Annotated in this window: 20 protein-coding genes and 1 pseudogene; 16 read left to right on the top strand and 5 right to left on the bottom strand. The window is 70.5% G+C overall.

Going from position 1 to position 23,395, the window contains the following annotated elements; genetic code table 11:
• The first annotated feature begins 45 nt into the window (after nucleotides 1-45).
• The 3 genes from hpaD to M3185_RS13440 are packed head-to-tail and all read left to right on the top strand — an operon-like array spanning nucleotide 46 to nucleotide 2,843.
• On the top strand, nucleotides 46-1,212 hold the full coding sequence (gene hpaD / locus M3185_RS13450) for a 3,4-dihydroxyphenylacetate 2,3-dioxygenase (protein WP_251334186.1): 1,167 nt from the start codon (nucleotides 46-48) through the stop codon (nucleotides 1,210-1,212).
• 15 nt (nucleotides 1,213-1,227) lie between these two features.
• A complete protein-coding gene (locus M3185_RS13445; RefSeq protein ID WP_251334185.1) occupies nucleotides 1,228-2,013 on the top strand; it encodes a 2-keto-4-pentenoate hydratase in 786 nt (261 codons plus the stop codon).
• Nucleotides 1,998-2,843 carry an HpcH/HpaI aldolase family protein gene (locus tag M3185_RS13440; protein ID WP_285859888.1) on the top strand — a complete coding sequence of 282 codons (846 nt, stop codon included), beginning with the start codon at nucleotides 1,998-2,000 and terminating at the stop codon, nucleotides 2,841-2,843. Before M3185_RS13445 ends, M3185_RS13440 begins: the two co-directional genes overlap by 16 nt.
• On the opposite strand, the gene M3185_RS13435 is transcribed toward M3185_RS13440, so the two are convergent.
• Complete coding sequence (locus M3185_RS13435; RefSeq protein ID WP_251334184.1) at nucleotides 2,837-3,643, bottom strand: IclR family transcriptional regulator; 807 nt, start codon at nucleotides 3,641-3,643, stop codon at nucleotides 2,837-2,839. The genes M3185_RS13440 and M3185_RS13435 overlap by 7 nt on opposite strands.
• Before the next feature lie 249 nt (nucleotides 3,644-3,892).
• Between M3185_RS13435 and M3185_RS13430 the strand changes: the two genes are divergently transcribed.
• The 4 genes and pseudogenes from M3185_RS13430 to M3185_RS13415 all read left to right on the top strand — a co-directional run.
• On the top strand, nucleotides 3,893-5,788 hold the full coding sequence (locus tag M3185_RS13430; protein ID WP_251334183.1) for an FAD-dependent monooxygenase: 1,896 nt from the start codon (nucleotides 3,893-3,895) through the stop codon (nucleotides 5,786-5,788).
• 248 nt (nucleotides 5,789-6,036) lie between these two features.
• Nucleotides 6,037-7,458, top strand: coding sequence for an MFS transporter (locus tag M3185_RS13425; protein WP_251334182.1), 1,422 nt, complete (start codon nucleotides 6,037-6,039; stop codon nucleotides 7,456-7,458).
• 1,042 nt (nucleotides 7,459-8,500) lie between these two features.
• Complete coding sequence (locus M3185_RS13420; RefSeq protein WP_251334181.1) at nucleotides 8,501-8,947, top strand: DUF3237 family protein; 447 nt, start codon at nucleotides 8,501-8,503, stop codon at nucleotides 8,945-8,947.
• Between the two features lie 93 nt (nucleotides 8,948-9,040).
• A pseudogene (locus M3185_RS13415) lies at nucleotides 9,041-9,400 on the top strand (recombinase family protein); the annotation flags it as partial.
• Between the two features lie 213 nt (nucleotides 9,401-9,613).
• Here the strand turns inward: M3185_RS13415 and M3185_RS13410 are convergent.
• The gene (locus tag M3185_RS13410; protein WP_308222212.1) at nucleotides 9,614-10,570 is read right to left on the bottom strand and encodes a D-2-hydroxyacid dehydrogenase family protein; all 957 of its coding nucleotides are present in this window, start codon (nucleotides 10,568-10,570) and stop codon (nucleotides 9,614-9,616) included.
• A gap of 67 nt (nucleotides 10,571-10,637) precedes the next feature.
• Nucleotides 10,638-11,552, bottom strand: a complete 915-nt coding sequence (locus tag M3185_RS13405) for a LysR family transcriptional regulator (RefSeq protein WP_374238515.1) — start codon at nucleotides 11,550-11,552, stop codon at nucleotides 10,638-10,640.
• A gap of 265 nt (nucleotides 11,553-11,817) precedes the next feature.
• On the opposite strand from M3185_RS13405, the gene M3185_RS13400 reads away from it, so the two are divergent.
• The 9 genes from M3185_RS13400 to M3185_RS13360 all read left to right on the top strand — a co-directional run bounded on the left by M3185_RS13400 (nucleotide 11,818) and on the right by M3185_RS13360 (nucleotide 21,204).
• Nucleotides 11,818-12,954 carry a PrpF domain-containing protein gene (locus M3185_RS13400; RefSeq protein WP_251334179.1) on the top strand — a complete coding sequence of 379 codons (1,137 nt, stop codon included), beginning with the start codon at nucleotides 11,818-11,820 and terminating at the stop codon, nucleotides 12,952-12,954.
• Nucleotides 12,947-14,137 (top strand): Bug family tripartite tricarboxylate transporter substrate binding protein, encoded by a 1,191-nt coding sequence (locus M3185_RS13395; RefSeq protein WP_251334178.1) that lies wholly within the window; start codon nucleotides 12,947-12,949, stop codon nucleotides 14,135-14,137. The genes M3185_RS13400 and M3185_RS13395 overlap by 8 nt, the downstream gene beginning before the upstream one ends.
• 9 nt (nucleotides 14,138-14,146) lie before the next feature.
• Entirely contained in the window at nucleotides 14,147-16,111 is a 1,965-nt protein-coding gene (locus M3185_RS13390; RefSeq protein ID WP_251334177.1) for a tripartite tricarboxylate transporter permease, read from the top strand.
• A gap of 38 nt (nucleotides 16,112-16,149) precedes the next feature.
• A complete protein-coding gene (locus tag M3185_RS13385; RefSeq protein WP_251334176.1) occupies nucleotides 16,150-16,548 on the top strand; it encodes a universal stress protein in 399 nt (132 codons plus the stop codon).
• A gap of 309 nt (nucleotides 16,549-16,857) precedes the next feature.
• Nucleotides 16,858-17,049, top strand: a complete 192-nt coding sequence (locus tag M3185_RS13380; RefSeq protein WP_251334175.1) for a hypothetical protein — start codon at nucleotides 16,858-16,860, stop codon at nucleotides 17,047-17,049.
• A 502-nt stretch (nucleotides 17,050-17,551) separates the two neighbouring features.
• Nucleotides 17,552-18,901 (top strand): SLC13 family permease, encoded by a 1,350-nt coding sequence (locus tag M3185_RS13375; protein ID WP_374238516.1) that lies wholly within the window; start codon nucleotides 17,552-17,554, stop codon nucleotides 18,899-18,901.
• A gap of 216 nt (nucleotides 18,902-19,117) precedes the next feature.
• On the top strand, nucleotides 19,118-19,480 hold the full coding sequence (locus M3185_RS13370) for a recombinase family protein (protein ID WP_308222210.1): 363 nt from the start codon (nucleotides 19,118-19,120) through the stop codon (nucleotides 19,478-19,480).
• Between the two features lie 272 nt (nucleotides 19,481-19,752).
• Nucleotides 19,753-20,469, top strand: coding sequence for a hemerythrin domain-containing protein (locus M3185_RS13365; protein WP_251334174.1), 717 nt, complete (start codon nucleotides 19,753-19,755; stop codon nucleotides 20,467-20,469).
• 501 nt (nucleotides 20,470-20,970) lie between these two features.
• Nucleotides 20,971-21,204, top strand: coding sequence for a hypothetical protein (locus tag M3185_RS13360; protein ID WP_251334173.1), 234 nt, complete (start codon nucleotides 20,971-20,973; stop codon nucleotides 21,202-21,204).
• Nucleotides 21,205-21,242: 38 nt separating this feature from the next.
• Here M3185_RS13360 and M3185_RS13355 read toward each other — a convergent pair whose 3' ends face one another.
• Nucleotides 21,243-22,463 (bottom strand): MFS transporter, encoded by a 1,221-nt coding sequence (locus M3185_RS13355; protein ID WP_251334172.1) that lies wholly within the window; start codon nucleotides 22,461-22,463, stop codon nucleotides 21,243-21,245.
• 1 nt (nucleotide 22,464) lies between these two features.
• Nucleotides 22,465-23,340 carry a shikimate dehydrogenase gene (locus M3185_RS13350; RefSeq protein WP_251334171.1) on the bottom strand — a complete coding sequence of 292 codons (876 nt, stop codon included), beginning with the start codon at nucleotides 23,338-23,340 and terminating at the stop codon, nucleotides 22,465-22,467.
• Between the last annotated feature and the right edge of the window lie 55 nt (nucleotides 23,341-23,395).

Here is a 23,395-nt window from a genome sequence, read left to right as displayed (position 1 = left end):
CTGCGCGCCTGCCGACACCCACCCCTCATCACAAAGGACAGCACCATGACCCACCTCGACGACCGGACGATGACGTCCTCCGGCTTCTACGTCTCCCAGGAAGCCCCGATCCATTCCGACAACCCCGTCCCGACCCCGCAGGCCCCCGCGCCGGACATCCTGCGCTGCGCCTACATGGAGCTCGTGGTCACCGATCTGGAGCGTTCGCGGGAGTTCTACGTGGACGTGCTGGGGCTGACCGTGACCGAGGAGGACGAGAACGCCGTCTACCTGAGGTCCCTGGAGGAGTTCATCCACCACAACCTCGTGCTCCGGAAGGGCCCCGTGGCCGCCGTCGCCGCCTTCTCCTACCGCGTGCGCACACCCGAGGACCTGGACAAGGCCGTGGCCTTCTACGAGGAGCTCGGCTGCCGTGTGGAGCGCCGTCCGGAGGGCTTCACCAAGGGCATCGGCGACTCGGTGCGCGTCGAGGACCCGCTGGGCTTCCCCTACGAGTTCTTCCACGACGTCGAGCACGTCGAGCGACTGGCCTGGCGCTACGACCTGTACACCCCCGGTTCCCTGGTCCGCCTGGACCACTTCAACCAGGTCACCCCGGACGTGCCGCGCGCCACGAAGTTCATGCAGGACCTGGGCTTCCGCGTCACCGAGGACATCCAGGACGACGAGGGCACCGTCTACGCCGCCTGGATGCGCCGCAAGCCGACCGTGCACGACACCGCCATGACCGGCGGCGACGGCCCGCGCATGCACCACGTCGCCTTCGCCACCCACGAGAAGCACAACATCCTGGCGATCTGCGACAAGATGGGCGCCCTGCGCATCTCCGACCGCATCGAGCGCGGACCGGGCCGCCACGGGGTCTCCAACGCGTTCTACCTGTACATCCTCGACCCGGACGGCCACCGGATCGAGATCTACACCCAGGACTACTACACCGGTGACCCGGACAACCCGGTCGTCACCTGGGACGTGCACGACAACCAGCGCCGCGACTGGTGGGGCAACCCGGTCGTCCCGTCCTGGTACACCGAGGCCTCTCTGGTCCTGGACCTGGACGGCAACCCGCAGGAGGTCGTGGCCCGCACCCACGACTCCGAGATGGAGGTGACCATCGGCGCCGACGGGTTCTCCTACACCCGCGCCGGTGACGACTCGGGCAGCTACCAGGGCGAGGCCGCCAAGGGCTTCAAGCTCGGACACCAGCTCTGAGCGGGGACTGCGACGATGCTGGACCACGAGACCCATGTGAAGATCGCCGATGAGCTGCACCAGGCCGGACTGGACCGTACGCCGGTGCCGCGGCTGACCAAGCGGTACCCGCAGATGCAGATCGAGGACTCCTACGCGGTGCAGCGGATCTGGGCGCAGCGGCAGGAGGGGGCCGGCCGCACCAAAGCCGGGCACAAGATCGGGCTGACCTCCAAGGCCATGCAGGACGCCACCGGCATCGACGAGCCGGACTACGGGGTGATCTTCGACGACCAGGTGGTCGAGTCCGGCCACGTCTACGAGTGGGCGAGGTACACCCACCCGCGCATCGAGATGGAACTGGCCTTCGTCCTGAAGGAGGACCTCGCCGGCCCCGGCGTGACCCTCTTCGACGTGCTGCGCGCCACCGAGTACGTGGTGCCGGCCCTCGAGGTGCTGGACTCGCGCATCGAGATGGAGGGCCGCACCATCACCGACACCATCTCGGACAACGCCGCGCTCGGCTCCATGGTGATCGGCGGTCGCCCGGTCGCCCCGGACGCCGTCGACCTGCGCTGGGTCGCCGGGGCGCTGTGGCGCAACCAGGAGATCGTCGAGACCGGGGTGGCCTCCGGGGTGCTCAACCACCCCGCCAACGGGGTGCACTGGCTGGCCAACCGGATCGCCGGCCACGGGGACCGCCTGGAGGCCGGGGAGATCATCCTCGCCGGGTCCTTCACCCGGCCCATGTGGGTCCACGCCGGGGACACCGTCTACGCCGACTACGGGGAACTGGGGACCATCACATGCCGATTCGTCTAGAGGCCCAGCCGAGCCTCAAGGACCTGTTCACCGAGGCCGCCTGCGCGGAGCGCAGCGGGCGACCGGCGGCCGGCATGTTCGTCAGCTCGGGAGATCCCACCGTGACCGAGATCTGCGCCTCGGCCGGCCTGGACTACCTGCTGATCGACGCCGAGCACTCACCGCTGGGCCTGGAGACCATCCAGGCCCAGCTGCGAGCCATGGCCGGCTACGGCTCGATCCCGGTGGTCCGGCTCCCCGGACTGGACGAGGTGCTGGTCAAGCAGTACCTGGACCTCGGCGCGCAGTCCCTGGTGGTGCCCATGGTCAACAGCGCCGCCGACGCCGAGGCCGCCGTGCGCGCCGTGCACTACCCGCCGCGCGGGGTGCGCGGGGTGGGCTCGGCGCTCGCGCGGTCGGCCCGGTGGAACCGGGTCCCCGGGTACCTCACCCGCGCCGCCGATCTGGTCACCCTGGTGGTGCAGATCGAGAGCGCAGCCGCGGTCGAGGCGACCGCGCAGATCGCCGCGGTGGGCGGGGTGGACGGCGTCTTCGTCGGTCCCTCGGACCTCGCCGCCTCCATGGGCCTGATCGGCCAGCAGGGCCACCCCGACGTGGTGGCCGCCGTCAAGGACGTCATCGCCGCCGTGCGGCAGGCGGGGAAGTTCGTGGGAGTCAACGCATTCGCGCCGTCCCAGGCCCAGGACTATCTCGACGCCGGCGCCGACTTCGTCAACGTGGGCGCCGACGTCGCGCTGCTGGCCCGCGGGACCGAGGCACTGGCCGACGCATGGTGCGCTCCGGCAGGAGAGGAGCAGGGACCGGGCACGGGACCGCGCGGGTCCTACTGATCCGACGGGGCTGATCGCTGCCCGAGGCGGGCGGCGATCAGCCCCGCGCTGTGCGTCAGCCGCTGGCTCAGCGCCTCGACGTCGAGCTGGCGGGTGGCGTAGACGACGGCCAGCGCTGCCGGCAGGTGGCCGGGAACGCGGAGGGGAACGGCCACGGACGAGACCCCGTCCAGCACCTCGTTGCTGCTCACGGCGAATCCGCGTTGCCGGGTCTGCTCCACCTCCGCGCGGGGGCGGACGCCGCCCATCAGCTCGGTGAGCTCGTCCGGGTCCATGCCCGCCTGCACGGCGAGCCCGGGGGCGCCGCGGTCCAGCGGGTGGCGCGTGCCCGGACGCTGGGTGACGGCGTGGCCGCGAGAGGGCTCCACCGTCACCAGCGTGATGCACTCCTCCTGGCCCCAGACCGCGACGAAGGCGCTCATCTGCAGCTCGTTGGCCAGTGCGGTCAGTTCCGGCAGGGACGCCGACTGGAGGTCCTGCTGCACCCCCCGCGCGAGCACCGCCAGCCCGGGTGCGCCGATCAGCCGGCCGGTGGAGTCCCGGGTCAGCAGGCCGTGGCTCTCCAGGGTGCGCAGCATCCGGTAGGCGATCGACCGGTGCACGCCGAGCTGCGCGGCCACGTCGGCGATCGTGGGCGGCTCTTGCGCCGAGACCACCAGTTCGAGCATGCGCACCCCCCGGGAGAGGGTCTGGGAGAGCGGTACCGGCGCGGCGGCCCGGCCGTGCTCGCTCCCGGTCGACTGCGCGGCCGACGTCCTGCTCGCCGGCACCTGGGCGGGAGGATGTCCCTGAGCGTTCACCGTGGCCCCTTTCTGTGGGCGGTCGGAGGGGGTTCCCCGGGCCGGGCCGCGGAGCGGCACCGGAGGCCGGGCAGGTCGTGGCCCGGGGCGAGCAGGCTCTCCCCGGACCGTAGCGTGAGCGGCGTCGCGGGGCCTTGTGAGGGCGGTCACTCAACGTATATGATCGCCCCCAAGAGTTCGATAAAAGAACCGCGTGTTCCATTATAGAACAAACTAGCCGTTCCGTCCTTCCCCGCGCCAGGAGGCCCCATGCTGTTCCACCACCACGGCTACGTGTCCACGGACCCCCGGATCCAGCCCGCCGCCGGTGTGGGTGTTGACCGCTCCCCCGACCTGCCGGAGGTCATGGACGTGCTGGTGGTCGGCTCTGGTCCCGCCGGCATGACCGCCACCGCCCAGCTGGCCAGCTTCCCCGACGTCATGACCTGCCTCGTCGACCGCCGTCCGCACCGGCTGGAGATCGGCCAGGCCGACGGCATCCAGGCCCGCAGCGTCGAGACCTTCCAGGCGTTCGGCTTCGCCCAGGAGATCATCGCCGAGGCCTACGACCTCACCGAGATGATCTTCTGGAAGCCGGACCCGGCCCACCCGGACCGCATCATCCGCACGGCCCGCACAGTCGACGACCCCACGGGTGTCAGCGAGTTCCCGCACCTGATCGTGAACCAGGCGCGCGTGCTGGACTACTTCGCCCGCTTCGCGAAGAACGCCCCGTCCCGGACCGAGCCGTACTTCGGCTGGGAGTTCGTCAAGCTGGAGATCGGCGAGGGGGAGCACCCGATCGCCGTCACCCTGAAGCGCACCGGCGAGAGCGCCGAGGCCGGGGTGAACCCCGGCGAGGAGCGCGTCGTGCGCGCGAAGTACGTGCTGGGCGCCGACGGCGCCCGCTCCAAGGTCCGCCGGGACATCGGCGCCCAGCACGTCGGTGCCGTGTCCTACCACGCCTGGGGCGTCATGGACGTCCTGGTCGAGACCGATTTCCCGGACATCCGCACCAAGTGCGCCATCCAGTCCCAGCACGGGTCGATCCTGCTCATCCCGCGTGAGGGCGGCTTCCTGGTCCGCCTGTACGTGGACCTCGGCGAGGTGGACCACAACGACGCCGGCGCCGTGCGCAAGACCCCGCTGGAGGAGATCATCCGCCAGGCCAACACGATCGTCTCGCCCTACACCGTGGACGTGAAGAACGTGGCGTGGTGGAGCGTCTACGAGGTCGGCCACCGAGTGACGGACCGCTTCGACGACGTCCCCGCCGAGGAAGCGGGACAGCGCAACCCGCGGGTGTTCATCGCCGGCGACGCCTGCCACACCCACTCGGCCAAGGCGGGCCAGGGCATGAACGTCTCCATCCAGGATGCCTTCAACCTGGGCTGGAAGCTGGGTCACGTGCTGACCGGGCTGGCACCGGAGAAGCTGCTGGCCACCTACACCGCCGAGCGCCAGCAGATCGCCCAGGACCTCATCGACTTCGACCGCGAGTGGTCCTCCATGATGGCCGCCAAGCCGGAGGAGCTCGAGAGCGCGACCGCGCTGGAGGACTTCTACGTGAAGACCGCCGAGTTCCCGGCCGGCTTCATGACCGAATACCCGGTGAGCCTGCTCCGGGGCGAGGCCACGCACCAGGAGCTGGCCACGGGCTTCCCCCTGGGCAAGCGCTTCAAGGCCCACCCGGTCAAGCGCGTCTGCGACACCAACCCGAAGTTCCTGGGCCACCAGCACGTCGCCGACGGACGGTGGCGGATCTACGCCTTCGCCGACTCCGCAGTGTCCTCCGCGGAGAGCTCGACGCTGCGGGCCTGGGCCGAGTGGATGGACTCCGCGGAATCGCCGGTGCGCCGGTTCACCCCGGAGGACCGGGACCTCGACGCCCTGTTCGACCTCCACGTGGTCTACCAGCAACCGCACGAAGAGGTGGAACTGATGAAGGTCCCGTCCGTGTTCCGCCCGAAGGTCGGCAAGTTCCAGATCTCCAACCTGAACAAGGTGTGGGGTGTCGACCCGGCCGACGACATCTACGCGGCTCGCGGCCTGAGCCGCGACGGCGTGGTCGTGGTGGTCCGCCCGGACCAGTACGTCGCCCACGTGCTGCCCCTGACCGCAACCGCCGAACTGTCGGACTTCCTGACGCGGATCTACACCCCCTGACCGATCCCGTCAGCCCCCGAGCATGCTCCCCACCACCGACGCCGGCGAGCTGACCACTGCCGCATCCCGACGCCCCGATCCCATGCAGCTGCTGACCCCGGCCGTCTGTCTGTGCGCCCCATGAGCTGGCGGCCCCAGAGTTCGGGCTGTCGGCCCGCGGGTGTGACAGCCCGTGTTGTCGCTCCATCCCCTTCCTCCGCCGAGGTGCCGAGGCGCCCGGCATCATCCCGACCCCACTGGAGTTTCCCATGGCCCATTCTTCCTCCGCCCCGGCCCGGCGGCACGAGATGACCCGCGAGGAGCGCAAGGTCCTCGCGGGCACGCTCGTGGGCACCACCATCGAGTGGTACGACTTCTTCATCTACGCCCAGGCGGCAGCCTTCGTGCTGGCCCCATTGTTCTTCGCCCCGCTGGCGGAGGAGAACGCCGGCCTGGCCCAGGTGGTCGCCTGGGCCTCCCTGGGCATCAGCTTCCTCTTCCGCCCCCTCGGGGCGGTGGTGGCGGGACACCTGGGCGACAAGCACGGGCGCAAACTCGTGCTGGTTCTGACCCTGGTAGGCATGGGCGCGGCCACCATGCTGATCGGGCTGCTGCCCACCTACGCCTCCATCGGGGTGTGGGCCCCGATCCTGCTGGTAGTGCTGCGAATTCTGCAGGGCTTCTCCGCCGGCGGTGAGTGGGGCGGGGCGGCGCTGATGGCCGTGGAGCACGCCCCGGTCAACAAGCGCGGGCTCTTCGGCGCCTACCCCCAGATCGGCGTGCCCCTGGGCATGCTCCTGGCCACCGGGTTCATGTTCGCCCTGACCTCCGCGCTGAGCCCGGAGCAGTTCGAGGCCTGGGGCTGGCGCATCCCGTTCCTGTCCTCGGTGGTGCTCATCGTGGTCGGCTACCTCATCCGCAAGACCGTCGACGAGTCTCCGGTGTTCCAGCAGATGCAGCTGCGCAAGAAGGAGTCCTCCGCGCCGCTGGGCCAGCTGGTCCGGCACCACAAGAAGGAGGTCACCCTCGCGGCGCTGATCTTCGCCGCGAACAACGCCGCCGGCTACCTGGTCATCGCCTTCTTCGCCTCCTACGGCGCCAAGGCCCTGGGCATGGACCGCTCCGCGACCCTGATCGCCTCCCTCATCGGCGGGCTCGGGTGGCTGGTCTTCACGATGCTCGGCGGGGCGATGTCCGACACCGTCGGGCGGGTGCGCACCTTCCAGATCGGCTACGCGATCATCATCGTGTGGGCGATCCCGATGTGGTGGCTGCTCGACACCGCCTCCCTGCCGCTGTTCGCCGCCGCCATCGTGGTCCTCACCATCGGGCTGGGCCCGTCCTACGGCCCGCAGTCGGCGCTGTACGCGGAGATGTTCCCGGCCCGGGTGCGCTACTCCGGGGTCTCGATCGGCTACGCGTTCGGCTCCATCATCGGCGGGGCCTTCGCCCCGATGATCGCCCAGCTGCTGCTCAACGAGACCGGTGCCTCCTGGACCATCGGCGCCTACATCGCCGGCCTGGCGATCGTCTCCCTGATCGCGGTGTCCATGGTCCCCAAGCGGCTCCAGGGTACCGATCTGCACGTAGCCGACGGGCACCAGGACCACGCCGCCCACCCCGAAGCCACCGAGGCCGCCGGGACCGCCGGGGCCGCCGGGGCCGCCGGGGCCGCCGAGAAGCGCAACTGAGCGCCGACCCTGCCGGCGCAGCCGGCGGGCGCCCCCCCCGCCGGCCCCCCCGCCGCCCCCCCCCCCCCGCCGGGGGGCGGCCGACGGCTGCGCCGTGCCCATCCCCGGCCCGGAGGAACGGAAAGACCCCATGCGCGAGCACGACCACGACACCCCGATGGAGACCACCCGGACCACGCCCCTGAACCCGGCAGCCCCGCCCGAGAACACGGAAGAGTCGTGTGACCTGGCACGCCAGGTCTTCCGGCTTGTCGTCACCGCAGGAATTGGTCTGCCATGTGGACGGGGGCTCGGCGCTGCCGCTACACATATGGCGGAGTTGTCGGCCACTGGCCCACGAGAACGACGTTGCAGCAGGGGTTCCTCCACCGCTCGTCATGTCCAGCTTCCTGCCGGAGGGTCTCGTGCAGGATAGGTGCGGAGTACAGGGACTCTGTCTGGGCCAGGCGCAGGCGAGCACCACGTCGAGGCTAAGGACGGCTGTGGCTGTGGTCAGGCCCAGCACACCTGCGACGTCGGTGATGAGGGCCAGCGCCGTGCGTCCCCGGGCCAGGGGCAGAGGAGTCCGGTGGCGCAGACTGCGCTCGACCCTGACTCAGCACACGGCCCCACCCGCGCTGAGCAGCACGCCCAGCAGCAGCGGACCACGACCGACAGGGTGCGCAGCTGCTCGGAGAAGACCTCAGCGGAGAAGACCTCAGCGGTGAAGACCTCAGCGGTGAAGACCTCAGCGGTGAAGACCTCAGCGGTGAAGACCCTCACCGCGATGCCACCGTCCAGGGGTACTCCGTCGCCAACAGCATCCCCGCCACCGGCGCCACCTTCGACGAGCACCAGGTGGTGTACCGCCCGGTGGCCGACAGGCCCCGCCCAACTCCATCGTGGCCGTCACCCCGGCTGGGCAGAAGCTCTCCCGCCGCGTCACCGCCGCCATCGAGGTGCTCCAAGCCACGGAAACGAATCGACGAGAGGACCTGGCATGACCCGTCCCCGCCCCCAGCAATCACCCCACCTCCCTTCCGAGGGAGTGCAGCCACCCCCGTTGGCGTACGTCGCCACGATCGAGGTCGACGTGGACCCGCCCATCACCATCGGCACCACCGTGGACGGAGTCCGGCGCGTGGTCCCGATCCGCGGCGGCCGGGTCCACGGCCCGGACCTCGCCGGGCGGGTCCTCCACGCCGGAGCCGACTTCCAGCAGTACCCCGCTGAGGACCTCGCCTACCTGGTCGCCGACTACGTCCTGGAGCTCGAGGACGGCCACCACGTCCTGGTGCAGAACCGCGCCCTGCGCACCGGTGATCCCGAAGACCTGCGAAAGGTGATGGCCGGGGAGACGGTCGACCCGGCCCGGATCTACTTCCGCTGCGTGCCGCGCCTGACTGCCGACGAGGCCGGGCCCTACGGGTGGATGAACCGCACCCTGTTCATCGGCACCGGGCAGCGACGACCGGACGGCGTGCGGATCGACGTCTTCCGCGTCCACTAGACGGTTCGCGATGATCCTTTGTGGACACTCCCACAGCCATCAGCGGAGCAACCTGCAGCACGCAGTGCAGTAGGGGTTCCCGGGCGGGCGTCACGGTCGTCGAAGAGCATGCTGACCGTCGCCGAGGCACCGCAGAGCAGGGGCGCGGGGTTGCGGGTGCTCCACCTCGGTGGGGGAGACGTGGACACCGCCACCCCGGTGGGGTCCATGGTCTGCACCGCCATGGCCGCCCGGGCCCAGAGGGAGCTGGACGTCGACCGTGAACGGATCACCGCCTCCGTGGCCACGCACCGGGCCGCCGGCAAGGACCTCGGCGGTCGGCGGCAGACCTCCACCGACTCCCCGATCTGCAACGCCCTTCGACTCATCGAGGGCGGGGAGCCGGCCACCCAGGTCGCCCGCGACCTCGGGATGTCCCGAGCCATCCTCTATCGGCGGACCAGGGAACTGCCTGTGGCCATGGGTCGAGTGCGCCGGAGTGAAGACGTTCTCGGCGGACGGCGAGTGGGGTGGGAGAAAGATCAAGACGCCCGGCCGGTGGCTCGAACCGGGCGCCGACCCGAGAATACTCCTTCGAGGCGCCGATGGTCGTCGCCGAGGTCCCGGTCGCTGCAGTCGCCGACACGCGGGCTCGGGGCCAGGTGCATGATTGCGGTCGGGTGTCGGTCACAGGGTGCGGATCGGGTTGCTGTCGAGGAAGGCCTGGATGTTCTCCACCGCTTGGGTGAAGTAGGTCCGGTAGTTGCGCGCGGTGACGTAGCCCAGGTGCGGGGTGGCCAGCACGTTGGGCAGGTCCCGGAACGGGTCGTTGGCCGGGAGGGGTTCGGTGTCGAAGACGTCCAGGCCGGCCCCGGCGATCCGGTTGCTTACCAGGGCGTCCAGGAGGGCGTCCTGGTCGACGAGGCCGGCCCGGGAGGTGTTGATGAGGTAGGCGGTGGGCTTCATCAGAGCCAGGTCCTGCGCCCCGAGCAGCCCGCGGGTGCGGTCGCTGAGCACCAGGTGGAGGGAGACGATGTCGGCGGCGGCCAGCAGCGCCTCCTTGGAGCCGGCCAGCCGTGCCCCGGCGGCCTCAGTTCGCTCCTGGGTCAAGTGCTGGCTCCAGGCGAGCACGTCCATGCCGAAGGCCGCCCCGATGCGGGCGACCTGGGTGCCGATCCTGCCCAGCCCGAGCACCCCCAGGGTGGCCCCGTGCAGGTCGGTCCCCACGGTGTGCTGCCACGGTCCGCGGTCCCGGACGGCGGTGGTCTCGGGGAGCAGGTGTCGGCTCAGGCCCAGGATCAGCGCCCAGGTCAGCTCGGAGGGGGGTTCGGAGTTGCTGGTGGTGCCGCACACGATGACGCCCTGGTGCCGGGCGGCGGCGAGGTCGATGGCGGCGTTGCGCATCCCGGAGGTGATCAGCAGCCGCAGCCGGGGCAGCCGGGCCAGCAAGGAGGCGGGGAAGGGGGTGCGTTCGCGCATGACGACCACGATGTCGAAGCCGGCGAGGCGTTCGGCCACCGCGTCCTGGTCATCCAGGTGATCGGTGAACACCGTCAGCCCCACCTGGTCGCCCAGGGAGGGCCAGTCGGCGAACCGGCGGGCGGCGCCCTGGTAGCCGTCGATCACCGCGCACTGCAGAGTCATGGCTCGTCCTTCCCAGGGTGCTTCAGGGTGTCCACTGCCTGAGGTGGGAGCGTACCGTCGGCCCCGGCTACAGGTACTCGCCGGCCCGTTCACGGGCGACCTCCAGGAGGGTGGAGTGGAAGGCCACCTCCGCCGGGGCGTAGACCTTGTCCTGGCGCTGGGCCAGCAGTACGCGGCGCATCGGGGCCTCCGGGCCCAGGCGCAGCACCCGCACGTCGGGGTGCTGCAGAGCCACCGCGGTCTTGGGGACCATGGCCACCCCCATGCCCACACTCACCATGGCCTGGGCCTCCTGGTAGTCGTTGGCCAGGAACCCGAGGGTCGGTTCGAACCCGGCCTCGTGAGCGGAGCGCTGCAGGACCTCCACCACGGGGTGGGCCTCGGCGCGCACGATCCACGACTCGTGGCGCAGCTCCTCCATGGTGACCTGCTCGCGCTCGGCCAGTCGGTGGCCGCGGGCCACCAGGATCACGGTGGACTCCTGGAAGACCTCGGTGACCCGGATGGCTTCGTCGTGGAAAGGGTTCCACGGGTAGTCCCACAGCAGGCACAGCCCGGTGACCCCCGACTCCAGATCGGCCACGAGCTCGTCGAAACGGGCGCTGCGCACCGACAGGCTAATCGCCGGGTAGCGCTTCTTGAAGACCCGGATCACGGTGGGCAGGAAGGACCCGGCCAGAGTGGGGAAGGTGCCGATGGTCAGAGATCCGCGCTTGAGTCCGGCGATCTGATCCAGATCGGACTGGGCGGCCTGCATCTGCCGCACGATCTTGCGGGCGTGGTCGGCCAGCACCTGGCCGGCCTCGGTGGGCACCATCCCACGCGAGCGGCGGTTCAGCAACGGCTGGCCGACCTCCTGCTCGAGCTTGCGCAGCTGCTGGGACACGGCCGACGGCGTGTACATCATCAGCTCGGCCGCCGCGGTGATGGAACCCTGCTCGACCACCTCCACCAGCAGGGCCAGGCGCCGTATGTCGAACAAGTGCTGACTGTCATCGTGAAGCAAAAGTTCACCCTCCTCTTCTGATGTTTCATCGACTGAATTTGCCCTCGTCAGCCGTGCGATTCCGAGCCCTGATGTGCTGGACGCCCACGAGATGCCGACGTCCCGGACCCTGCTGCCGCAATGGATTAAGGATACCTATATCCCCGTTGAGAAAGCCGACATTGTCTTAAGTTGTGACCTGGCTCAATCTCTTCTCAGCCCCACTCACTGGATTGAGACACGAGGAGACGTGGTCACCCCCATGAAGATCGAAGCGGAATGGATGCGCGGCGGCACCAGCAAGTGCTGGGTGTTCGAGACCGAGCATCTGCAGGAGAGCGGCTCCAGCGTGGATGCGCTGTTGCCGAGGTTGTTCGGCAGCCCTGATCCCCGGCAGGTCGACGGGGTCGGCGGGGCCACCTCGACCACCAGCAAGGCCGTGATACTCCACCGGGCGCCTGCCGATGACGAGGCCGATGTGGAGTTCACCTTCGCCCAGGTGGGCATCGAGGAAGCCACGGTGGACTGGGGCAGCAACTGCGGCAACTGCTCCGCGGTCGTGGGCCTGTACGCGCTGGAGAAGGGCTGGGTCACTCCTGCCGGGGAGATGACTCGCATCGTCACCCGCAACACCAACACCGGCCAGATCATCATCCAGCGGGTGCCCACCCCTCACCGGGCCCTGCCGCCCGTCCCGGACGCGCAGATGCCCGGGGTGCCCTTCCCCGGCTACCGGGTGGGGCTGGGGTTCCAGGACCCGGCCGGCAAGACCACCGGAGCACTGCTGCCCACCGGTTCGGCCACCGACACGATCACCGCCGGCGGCACGCCCTTGACGGTGTCGATGGTCGACGCCGGGGCGCCGGTGGTCATCGTCCGTGCCGAGGAGCTGGGCCTGGACCCGGCCCGGTACGAGAACTGGCGCACCGGGGTGGAGCTGCAGCTGGACACCCTCGAGCACGTGCGCCGGCAGGCGGCGGTACGGATGGGGCTGGCCCCCACCATCGCCGGGGCCGCCCGGGCGATCCCGAAGCTGGCCCTCGTCGCCGCGCCCACCCCCGCCGACCCCACCTGCGACGTCAACGTGATGATGCTGTCGATGGGCAAGCCGCACCCGGCCCTGGCCATCACCGGCAGCATCGCCCTGACCCTGGCCACTCGCACGCCCGGCACCGTGCTGCACGACATCGTCGGGGACACCCCGGAGGGCACTCTCTGGCTGCGCACCCCGGCCGGGGTGATCGACACCTGGTCCGAGGAGAACGACGGCACCCTGATCGTCGGCGTCGACCGCACCGCCCGCACCATCGCCACCACCACCATCCACCTGCCCGAGGCACCCGGCGTCGAAGCCGCCGCTTCCGTCGGGACCACCGCCCGAGGAGCCGACCATGACTGAGCCCGTGCAGGATCCGCGCCCCGAGATCCCCAGTGGGGAGGTGGAGGACCAGCGCCCTGACCCGCCGGCTCCCCAGCGCCGGACCGTGCTGGCGGCCGTGGCCGGGTTCGGGGTCCTGGGCCTGGTGGCCACCGTGCTGGGCGGGGACATCCTCAACCCCCCGGCCACCACCACCGACGGCGACTACGCCGGGGAGACCCTCTCGCTGCTCATCCCGCTGGCCGAGGGCGGGGGCACCGACACCTGGGCCCGTTTCATCGGGGCGGAAATGACCGAGCACATCCCCGGTCAGCCCGGGTTCTCCCCGGTCAACGAGGCCGGTGGTGAGGGCATCACCGGCAGCAACCAGTTCGTCACCTCCGCCGAGCCCGACGGCACGGAGCTGCTGGTGAGCACCGCCACGACCGTGGTGCCCTGGCTGTTGGAGCGCGAAGCGGTGCACTACTCCTTCGACGAGCTCGAGCCCGTGCTGGTCAACGGCACCGGCGGGGTCATCTACGCCCGCACCGACGCCGGGGTGCAGGGCGTGGAAGACCTCGTGGACCGCGACACCCCCCTGGAGTTCGGCGGGATCACCGCCACCGGGCTGGACATCACCACCCTGATCGCCTTCGACCTGCTGGACGCCGACGTCACCGCCACCTTCGGCTTCGAGGGCCGCGGCCCGGTGAACCTGGCCCTGCAGCGCGGGGAGATCGACCTGGACTACCAGACCACCACCAGCTACGAGTCGGCGGTGGAGGGAATGGTCGAGGACGGCGACGCCGTCGTGCTGGCCTCCTTCGGCCAGCTCAACGAGGCCGGCGAGGTCGTGCGCGATCCGAACTTCCCGGATGTGCCCACCGTGGCGGAGGCCTACGAGCAGCTGCACGGACAGGCGCCCAGCGGACCCGAGTTCGAGGCGTACAAGACCGTGCTCGGGCTGACCTACACCTACCAGAAGGGCCTGTGGGCGCCGAAGGACACCCCGCCCGAGGCCTTGGCCCTGCTGCGGGAGTCGGCCCGGAAGATGGCCGCCGACACGGCCTTCCTGGAAGAGGCCGAGGAGATCCTCGGGGGCTACCCCCTGGAGTCCGGTGACGACGTCGCCGCCCAGGTGCAGGAGGCCTACACGGTCTCCGACGACACCGTCACCTACATCCGAGACCTCCTCCAGAGGTCCTACGACATCACCGTTCACTGAGGACATCCCATGCTTGATGCAGCTTTGGGAGCCCTGAGCTCCCTGACCGATCCGAGCCTGTTGATCATGCTCGTCATCGGCGCGACCGCAGGCCTGATCATGGGTCTGATCCCCGGACTGGGCGGCACCGGTGCCGTGGCCATCCTCCTGCCGGTGACCTTCGGCATGGACCCCGAGCCGGCCCTGGCCCTGCTCATCGGGGCCCTGGCCGTGGTCCACACCTCCGACACCGTCTCCGCCGTCCTGCTCGGAGCCCCCGGCTCGGCCTCGGCCTCGGTGACCATGCTCGACGGCTACTCCATGGCCAAGCAGGGCAAGGCCGCCCGCGCCCTGTCCCTGGCGTTCCTGTCCTCGATGGCCGGGGGCATCATCGGGGCCATCGGCCTGACCCTGGCCATCCCGCTGGCCCGGCCGCTGGTGCTCTCCTTCGCCAGCCCCGAACTGTTCATGCTCGCCGTCCTGGGTGTGTCCCTGGCCGCGGTGCTCTCGAGAGGCAACGTCCTCAAAGGCCTGACCGCCGGCATGCTCGGGCTGCTGCTGGGCATGGTCGGGATCTCGCCCACGACCGCCGAGGAGCGCTTCACCTTCGGCAGCCTCTTCCTCGGCGACGGGCTGTCCCTGGTGGCCGTGGCCCTGGGCGTGTTCGGGCTGGCCGAGATCGCCAGCCGCGCCAGCCAGCGCCGCGGCGACACCACCCAGATCCGGGTGGGCGGGGGCTGGTTCGCCGGCATCCGCGAATGGCTCACCCACTGGTCCCAGGTCATCCGCGGATCCCTGATCGGGATCTGGGCCGGGATCCTGCCCGGGGTCGGGGCGACCGCCGGCACCTGGCTGGCCTACGGCCAGGCCGTGGCCACCGCCAAGGACAAGTCCAGGTTCGGCAAGGGCGACCCCCGGGGGATCGTCGGTCCCGAGAGCGCGAACAACTCCGTGGAGGCCGGGGACCTGATCCCCACCCTGCTCTTCGGCATCCCCGGCGGCGTGCCCTCCGCGCTGCTGCTGGGCATGCTCCTGACCTACGGCATCCAGCCCGGCCCGGCCATCATCGAGGACAACCTCGAGCTGATGTACCTGATCGTGTGGTCCTTCGCCATCGCCTCCGTGCTCGGGGCCCTGCTGTGCTTCCTGTCCGTGGGCAAGCTCGCCAAGCTCACCGCCGTGCCCTTCGCCGTGCTCTCGGCCGGGCTCGTGGTGCTGATGCTGCTGGGCTCCTACCAGGACGGCGGGCAGCTCGGCGACCTGTGGGTCATGGTCCTGCTCGGGGTGGCGGGGTGGTTCCTCAAGACCACCGGCGTTCCCCGGGCCCCGTTCCTCATCGGCTTCGTGCTGGCCATCCCGCTGGAGCGCTACTACTTCCTCACCGACAGCCTCTACGAAGGCTTCGAATGGATGCTCCGGCCCGGGGTGCTGGTCTTCCTGGCCATCCTGATCATCCCGGCGCTGTGGAACCTCGTCAAAACCATCCGCCACCGCCGCCGCCGCGACAAGGACGACACCCACGACATCGAGTCCGACGAGGAGACCCCGCTGGCCGACTCCCCCTACTCCCTGGCAGTGGCGGTCGTCGCCGTGGTGCTGTTCGCGGCCGGGCTGATCGTCTCCAGCGGCTTCTCCCCGGAGGCGGCCCTGGTGCCCCGGCTCGTCTCCGGCGCGGGGCTGGTCTTCTCGATCGCGCTGCTGGTCAAGGAGATCCTGGCCCGCCGCGGCAAGCAGGCCACCGGGTCCTACCGGCCGCACCTGCGCACCGCAGCCACCACCTTCATCTGGATGGCCGGGTTCCTCACCCTGGTCTACCTCGGTGGATACCTGCTGGCGGCCATGCTCTTCGTCCCGGCCTTCCTGCTCCTCGTCGCCCGCGCCCGGACCAAGGTCGTGCTCATCTACACCGCCGTGACCCTGGTCGTGCTGCTGGCCCTGCCCTCCCTGCTGCCGGTGGACCTGCCCGAGGGCCTGCTCACCCGCTTCGTCAGCTGACCCGTTTCGTCCACTCACCACCCGTGAAAGGCGTCGTCATGACCCGACCGCACCTGCTCATCGTCGCCAACGACAGCGACTTCGGCCGCCGTGCCCTGCACGTGGGCGAGGAGATCGCCCTGGAGAAGGGCTGGGACGTGGCCATCCTCTCCACCGAGGCCGACGGCCACGGACCCGCCCCGGAGGACCTGCCCATCGACCAGGCCAAGCTCGAAGCCGCCGGAGCCCACATCACCTTCATCCCACCGTCCCCGACCATCCACGACGCCGGCGACCAGGCCATCGCCGTCGCCCAGGAGACCCAGCCCGACCTCATCGTGCTCGGCATCCGCCGCCGCTCCCGGGTGGGCAAGCTGCTCATGGGCAGCGTCGCGCAGAAGATCCTGCTCGAGGTCGACTGCCCCGTCCTGGTCGTCAAGGCCACCGAGCACGCCTAGACAAGTCCCACCCCGACAGGGCCCGTACCGGCAGCCACCACTGCCGGTGCGGGTCCTGCCCACATCCCACCCGCGGCGGCCTCCGCCTCAGCGGCTGACCCGAACGGCCCCGGAGCACCGCACCCGGGCCCCCGGCCGGCACTCCTGGAAGGACCCCGCACCAGACCACCGACGGCCACCCCGCCGATGAGGGCCACACCCCCGATCCGCAACCCTTGGAGGGGGCGCATCGATCGAGGCCTGGCACCAGCGGATGCGGACCCGCCACCCGGCGAGCGGTGTGGTGGAAGAACCCGCACCCCACCCGGCGTGGTCCCGATCCGCGAGACCGGCACCGGGGCCCGCACGATGCTCACCCTGGCCGACGACCGCATCCGCCCGTCGCAGGCCCTTCGCGACCCCGCCCTGCGCAGCCACGGGCCAGGCGAGAGGACCACCGACGACCGTGAACACGACGCCGACACCGAGCAGTGCAGCCCGACCGTACGCACCTGTGCTTGAACCATTCCTTGACACGGGGTCCCAAACTCTTCAGGACCTACATCAGCGTACGTGTCCTACGGGTTCCAGGTCTTCTTACGCAGCAGCAGGGACCGACATCCGAGAGAAGAGGCCTGTCGGCCCGGAATGTCAAGCGTTTCTACACGGGGGTCCATGAACGGGACATTGTCTTAAGGTGTGATGTGCATCAATCTCTAGTGAGGCCCCCTGGCGGGGCGCCACCAGAGGGGGCATGACCGGGGTCACGCACTTCGAGACGGACGGGGTTGCCGAAAGGCACCTCACCCGTCAGACCCTCCGGACCCGGAGTGCGCACCATCGGACTCCGTGGCCACCGCCACCAACGATCCCTACGGGCATCCGACACCGTCGTCGTGCCTGGCTTGCAGGAGCACTCTCCGAGGAGACCACCATGACCGAGACCGTGCAGGAGACCGTCGCCCCCGTCGGCGACCCCCAGGACGGCCGCCCTGACCCTCCCGCCCGCCGCCGCAGGCTGTTGATGACGGCGGCAGCTGTCGGGGCCCTGGGTCTGGTCGCCATCGTGCTGGGCAGCGTCGTCCTCAACCCGGAGGGCCCCACCACGGAGCCCACCATGACTGCTACCCAGATCGTCCCGCTCGTGATCCTCGTCGTGATGTTCGTCGTGGCCACCAGGTGGCCGGTGAACATCGGGGTGATGGGCCTGGTCGCCTCCTTCGGGGTCGGGTACTTCATGCTCGGCATGGACGACAAGGAGATCCTGGCGGAGTTCCCCGCCGGCATCGTGCTGACGATCATCGGTGTGACCTACTTCTTCAGCATGGCCCAGCACAACGGCACCATCGATGTCATCGTCCGGAACTGTGTGCGTCTGGTCCGCGGCAAGACCATGCTGCTGCCCTGGATGTTCTTCCTGATCGCCGCCGCCCTCACCGCCCTGGGCACCTTCTCCCCGGCCGCGGTCGCCCTGCTGGCCCCGGCGGCCATCGGCTTCGCCTACGAATCCCGCCTCCACCCCGTGCTGATGGGCGCCTTCATCATCAACGGCGCCCACGCCGGCGGTTTCTCCCCGCTGTCGGTGGCCGGGGTGCTCGTGCACGACGTGGCCGCCGAGAACGGCTTCCCCGTCTCTCGGGGGGCCCTGTTCGCCGCCAGCTTCGCGATCAACATCATCCTCTCGGTGCTGACCCTCATCCTGTTCGCGGCCCTGGGCCGGCTGCGCGCTGGTGAGGCCGGCCAGCACGCCGACGTCGACTCCGCCGGTTCCGCACGCCCGCGCGGCCAGCAGATCCTCACCCTGGGACTGATCGCCGGAATGCTGGTGTGCACCCTGGGCTTCCACCTGCCGATCGGCTTCGTGGCCCTCTCGGCCGGGCTGCTCCTGGCGCTGATCAACATCAAGGAACACCAGAGCTTCATCAACGGGATCTCCTGGTCCACGGTCCTGCTGGTCGCGGGCATGATCACCTACGTCTCCCTGCTCCAGCACGTCGGTGTCATCGACACCCTCGCCCACATGGCCCTGGCTCTGGGCGCCCCCCTGCTGGTCGCCATGGTCCTGTGCTACGTCATCGGCATCGGCTCGGCCTTCGCCTCCTCCACCGCCCTGCTGGCCGCGTTCATTCCCCTGGCCGGCCCCCTGCTGGCCACCAGCACCCTCAGCGTCTCCGGCACGGTGGCGGCCCTGGCCATCGCGGCCACCGTCGTGGACATCTCCCCGTTCTCCACCAACGGCGCCCTCGTCGTCGCCAACGCCCGCGAGAACGACCGGCAGCGCGTCTACCGTGAGCTGATGATCTACGCCGGCGGCGTCGTGCTCTTCGCCCCGGCGCTGGCCTGGGCCCTGCTGGTCCCCACCGGCATCATGTGATCGACCCCGCCCCGGCGGCCTGATCTGTGTACGCCAGCAACGGCTCGTCAGCGACAGCTGACGAGCCGTTGCCCGTGCCTATGAACTGATCAGCACGTCTCGGGGCTCCTCCGTATCCACCCACATGGCACCGGCCGCGCCACCGCCCGCACCAGGCCTCCGCAGACAGGTCGCGCTGTGTGTGTCGCAGGGGTTCCTGCGCCGCATCGTCGATGAGTGCAGGACCTGCCGGTCCTCGCCGAGCACCTGGGCAGCAGGGGTGTCAGGTTGCCGGTGCTCCACCTCGGTGGGGGAGACGTGGACACCGCCACCCCGACGGGCTCGGCGGTCCTCACCGTCATGGCCGCCCTGGCCGCCCTGGCCCAGAGGGAACTGGAGAGCACACGCGTACGCATCACGAACTCGGTTGCCAGGCGCCAGGCCGCGGGCAGGGGGCTGGGCGGACGACCATCCGTTGTCGGAAGGATGCCACGGGTCCCAAGCGTGTCGAGTTCTTGCGCTGTCACGACATGCCGAGTGAAGGGGGGGGAGCAGGCCTTGTTCAGGCAGGGCGTGGTGAGGTCGGCGGCAGCGCCGTAGCGGCAGTGATGCCGCACCGAAGAACTGCTCTCGGAACCACATCCTGGTCCCTGCGGCGAGACCCCTTCCGCTTTCAGCCTGCTCCGACCGCGGACGATTGCCGGAAGGTGGACAACGAATCGTCTATCAGCAGGCTTAACATGTCCGGGAAGGGGGATCAGCGGCGCAGAGCACGATCCGGGCAGGACGGCGCCGGCACTGTCCTCCCGTGCATACCAGCACGGCCATCCCCGATCAGCTGGCCCGGAACGGGCCCCTGGTGAAAGGTCATCATGATGAGATCCATCGCCGAACAGAACGCGCACGAACTCGGGGGGCGGCTGAGCGTGCTCACCCGGCAGAAACGGGACCACGTCAGGCTGCAGGACCTGCTGGAGGAACTCGAGGGCGCCACCGGTGCCGCCCAGGGGCGGGTGCTGCTGCGGATCTACCGGCTGGTGTTCCCCCACGCCTTCGCCGAGGAGGCCGTGCTGTGGCCGGTCATGCGAAAGGTCCTGCCCGACGGCCACGAGCTGACACTGGAGGTGGAGCGCGAGCACCAGGAGGTCAACGAGCTCGTCACCCGGCTCGAGGCCATGGACGGGGACGACGCCGGACGGGGGCCCCTGCTGGCCCGGCTGGCCGAGGTGCTGCGCGAGGACGTGCGCGATGAGGAGGACGTGCTGTTGCCGCGGCTGCAGGCCGCCCTGGACCAGGCCCGGCTGCGGGGCCTCGGGCTGGCCTGGGAGGTGGTGCGCCGCACCGCTCCGACCCGCGCCCACCCCGTGGTGGCGCGCCGACCGCCGGGCAACGCCGTGGCGGCCCTCCCGCTGTCGGTGCTCGACCGAGCCCGGGATCTCGTGGACACCGCAGTCCTGCGCGGCCCCGGACGGACCGCTCCCGGGCTGCGGGCGGTCAGCGCACGCCTGAGCGGCCTCGCCCACCGGGTCGAACACCTGTCGGTGATGCGCCGCGGTGAGGATCCCTCCACCCGCTCCACGGAGCCCTGACCCCTCCCGCGCAGCAGTCCGCTCATGACCACCATCGCGGGACACCACGTTGAGAAGCAGGAGGAATCCTCCGGTGCGCCGGCGCGCAGGGGAACCCAGGGAACAACGCCGCTCTCCTCCAAGAACACCGGTGATTCCGCCGGTCACCACGGCCAGTGGCTCCCCGGGGAGCCGGCTGGGCAGCTGAGCGAGCGAGCCCGCCGGCTGCAGGATGATGCCGACCTCGCGGCGACCCCGGCGACCATGGCCCACGCGGCCCGGCAGCGGATTACCGGGGCGGCGGCCCCGGTCTCAGTGGCGCAGAAACACCGGACCACTTCCTCCCTCGCCCCCTCGTCCGGCCTGCCCCGGGACGTGGACGCCCTCCCTAGGCCACCGGGGAGGGCCCGTGCCTGGATGCGTCCTACCGGCAGCGGATCGCGCGGGCGCCGAATTCTCGGGTCGAGCCCGGTGGTCGGCCTTCGCCCCGGCCGCCGCCGCGGCCGGGAGGACATCCCTGCTGTGCTTCCAGCCGCGGGGGGCGGGGGAGCCGACGTCCTCGGGGCGCTGGATGTCTACGGGGCCGACCACGACGCTCTCGAGGAGGACTTCGAGGAGATCGGGGCCCTGGTGGCGCATGCGGCCGTAGCCTTCGCCGAGGCGAAGCAGATCCGCGGGGCGCAGGAGACGGTGGCCACCCGGAATGGTCCGATCGGGCCGGCCAAGGGCCACCTGGTGGAACGGTTCAAGCCCTGATCAGCCATCGACAGCCCAGCACGTCATGACATGAGTTCTCATGCGCTGCCGCGTTGGGTCTGGCGGGCTGCCAGCAGCCCACCGGTCAGGAAGATCAGGGTCGCCGCCAGGATCACCAGCAGGGGAGCGGACCATCCTCCGGTGACGGAGTTCAGGCCCCCGACCAGGGGAGGACCGATCGTGGCGGCGATGTAGCCCGTGCCCTGGATCCGGGCCGAGGTGGTGGCGGCCTCGGCATCGCTGCGCACGATGCGGGCGACGATGGAGAAGATCGCGACGAAGCCCCCGCCCTGGGCGATGCCGCCGACGATCGACCACCCGATGTATCCCCCGGGGGCGATGAGCAGGCCGATGGGCAGGGCGACCCACAGGGCCCCGATGACGGCCACGGGCGTCCAGGCCGGGGTGCGGGCGGCCAGCACGGGCACCCCCAGGGCCCCGGCGATGGCGGCGACCTGGAACAGCGAGGCACTCACGCCAGAGGCTGCCAGGCTCAGCCCGCGGGTGTCGGCCAGCAGGGTGGGTAGCCAGGTGGTGACGGAGTAGTAGGAGAAGGCCTGGCCGCTGAAGGCGAAGGTCAGCAGCCAGCCGATGCGCTTGATCTGCGCGGTGCCCCGGGCCTGCCTCAGCGCCCCGGTGGTCGTGCTGGGCTCGGTGGGGGTGGATGCGGCGGCCGGCGGTGTGCCGGCCCGGCGGCGGGCCACGACCAGCCAGAAGACCAGGGCCCCCAGGGTCAGGACGCCCCAGGTGACCAGGGCCCAGCGCCATCCGATGTGGGCGGCCAGCGGGGCGGTGCCCAGGGCGGTGATCATCGATCCGACGTTGAGGGCAGCGGTGTAGACGCCAGTTGCCATGGGCACCCGGCGCCAGGACACGTCACGGCGGATGATCACCGGCACGACGATGTTGCCGATGGTGATCGCAGCGCCGATGACCACGGTGCCGGCCAGGACCACCGGGGCGGGGCCGGCCGAGCGGATCACGGTGCCGGCCAGCACACCGCCCAGGCAGGCCAGGACTGCGGCCTCCGGGCCGGCGCGGCTGATCAGGCGCGCCGCCAGGGGCGTGACCAGCGCGAAGAGCAGCACCGGCAGGCCGGTGAGCAGGCCCGCCGCGGCCGCGGAGAGCCCCAGGTCGGACCGGATGTCGGTGATGACCGGGGTGGGGGCGATGATCGGGGCGCGCAGGCTCAGCGCGACGAGGACGATCCCGACGAGGACCCAGGGCAAAGCCTGGCGCGGGACGGGGCGGGGATGCACCTCAGCCCTGCTGGACGTGGAGGAGGTCCAGGAAGTGGGTGCGCATCCGGGTCCGGTCCGGGGTGATCCCGGTGATCAGGCCGAAGGCGTCGGCGGCCTGGCCCACGGCCATGTGCCCGCCGTCGAGGACCCGGCACCCGGCGGCGCGGGCGGCGACGACGAGCTCGGTGTCCACGGGCAGGTAGATGACGTCGGCCACCCACTGGTGCCCGTCGAGCAGACCGGTGTCGAAGGGGGTGCCGGGGTGGTGGTGCATGCCCACCGGGGTGGCGTTGACCACCCCGTCGGCGGAGCGGATCAGCGCGGGCAGGGTCTCGGCGGTGGCGGCGGCGACCTGCCGGTCGGGGTGCAGCGCGGCCAGGGCCGCCGCGCGCTCGGCGGCGCGGGCGGGGTCGAGGTCGAACAGGTGCAGGGTGCGCACGCCTGAGGAGAGCAGGGCGGAGGCCACCGCGGAGCCGGCTCCGCCGGTGCCGATCTGGACCACGTGCTCCCGGGGGACCTCGGGCAGCTGCGTGGCGAGTCCGGCGGCGAAGCCGGAGTGGTCGGTGTTGTGGCCGAGGAACCGTCCGTCGCGGATGAGCACGGTGTTCACCGCGCCCAGGGCGGCCGCTGCGGGGGCGATCTCGTCCAGGTGGGCCAGGACCAGCTGCTTGCAGGGGTGGGTGATGTTGAAGGCGTTGAAGCCCAGGTCCCGCCCGGCGCGCAGCAGCTCGCCCACCTCGGTGGCGGGGCGGCCGATGACCTCCAGGTCCACGGGCCGGTAGAGGTAGTGCAGGCCGTGGTGGGCTGCTTCTGCTTCGTGCATGGCCGGGGTGAGGCTGGCGGTGATGCCCTCACCGATCAGGCCGACCAGGTAGGACTCGGAAACGGTGCTCATGGGAACTCCTCGGATAAGGCGGCCAAGACAGGCCCTGGGGTGTGCGGTGGGGACG

It is taken from the genome of Kocuria rosea, from assembly GCF_023715525.1.
In the GTDB taxonomy this organism is placed as follows: domain Bacteria; phylum Actinomycetota; class Actinomycetes; order Actinomycetales; family Micrococcaceae; genus Kocuria; species Kocuria rosea_A.
This window is presented reverse-complemented; position numbering and strand designations above follow the sequence as displayed.

Bases quoted from the DNA above. Each gene is read 5' to 3' on its own strand.
- M3185_RS13365 (WP_251334174.1), top strand. From the start codon at position 19,753: ATGATGAGATCCATCGCCGAACAGAACGCGCACGAACTCGGGGGGCGG.
- M3185_RS13400 (WP_251334179.1), top strand. From the start codon at position 11,818: ATGAAGATCGAAGCGGAATGGATGCGCGGCGGCACCAGCAAGTGCTGG.
- hpaD (WP_251334186.1), top strand. From the start codon at position 46: ATGACCCACCTCGACGACCGGACGATGACGTCCTCCGGCTTCTACGTC.
- M3185_RS13350 (WP_251334171.1), bottom strand. From the start codon at position 23,340: ATGAGCACCGTTTCCGAGTCCTACCTGGTCGGCCTGATCGGTGAGGGC.
- M3185_RS13425 (WP_251334182.1), top strand. From the start codon at position 6,037: ATGGCCCATTCTTCCTCCGCCCCGGCCCGGCGGCACGAGATGACCCGC.
- M3185_RS13410 (WP_308222212.1), bottom strand. From the start codon at position 10,570: ATGACTCTGCAGTGCGCGGTGATCGACGGCTACCAGGGCGCCGCCCGC.
- M3185_RS13375 (WP_374238516.1), top strand. From the start codon at position 17,552: ATGACGGCGGCAGCTGTCGGGGCCCTGGGTCTGGTCGCCATCGTGCTG.
- M3185_RS13430 (WP_251334183.1), top strand. From the start codon at position 3,893: ATGCTGTTCCACCACCACGGCTACGTGTCCACGGACCCCCGGATCCAG.
- M3185_RS13385 (WP_251334176.1), top strand. From the start codon at position 16,150: ATGACCCGACCGCACCTGCTCATCGTCGCCAACGACAGCGACTTCGGC.
- M3185_RS13395 (WP_251334178.1), top strand. From the start codon at position 12,947: ATGACTGAGCCCGTGCAGGATCCGCGCCCCGAGATCCCCAGTGGGGAG.
- M3185_RS13440 (WP_285859888.1), top strand. From the start codon at position 1,998: ATGCCGATTCGTCTAGAGGCCCAGCCGAGCCTCAAGGACCTGTTCACC.
- M3185_RS13445 (WP_251334185.1), top strand. From the start codon at position 1,228: ATGCTGGACCACGAGACCCATGTGAAGATCGCCGATGAGCTGCACCAG.
- M3185_RS13390 (WP_251334177.1), top strand. From the start codon at position 14,147: ATGCTTGATGCAGCTTTGGGAGCCCTGAGCTCCCTGACCGATCCGAGC.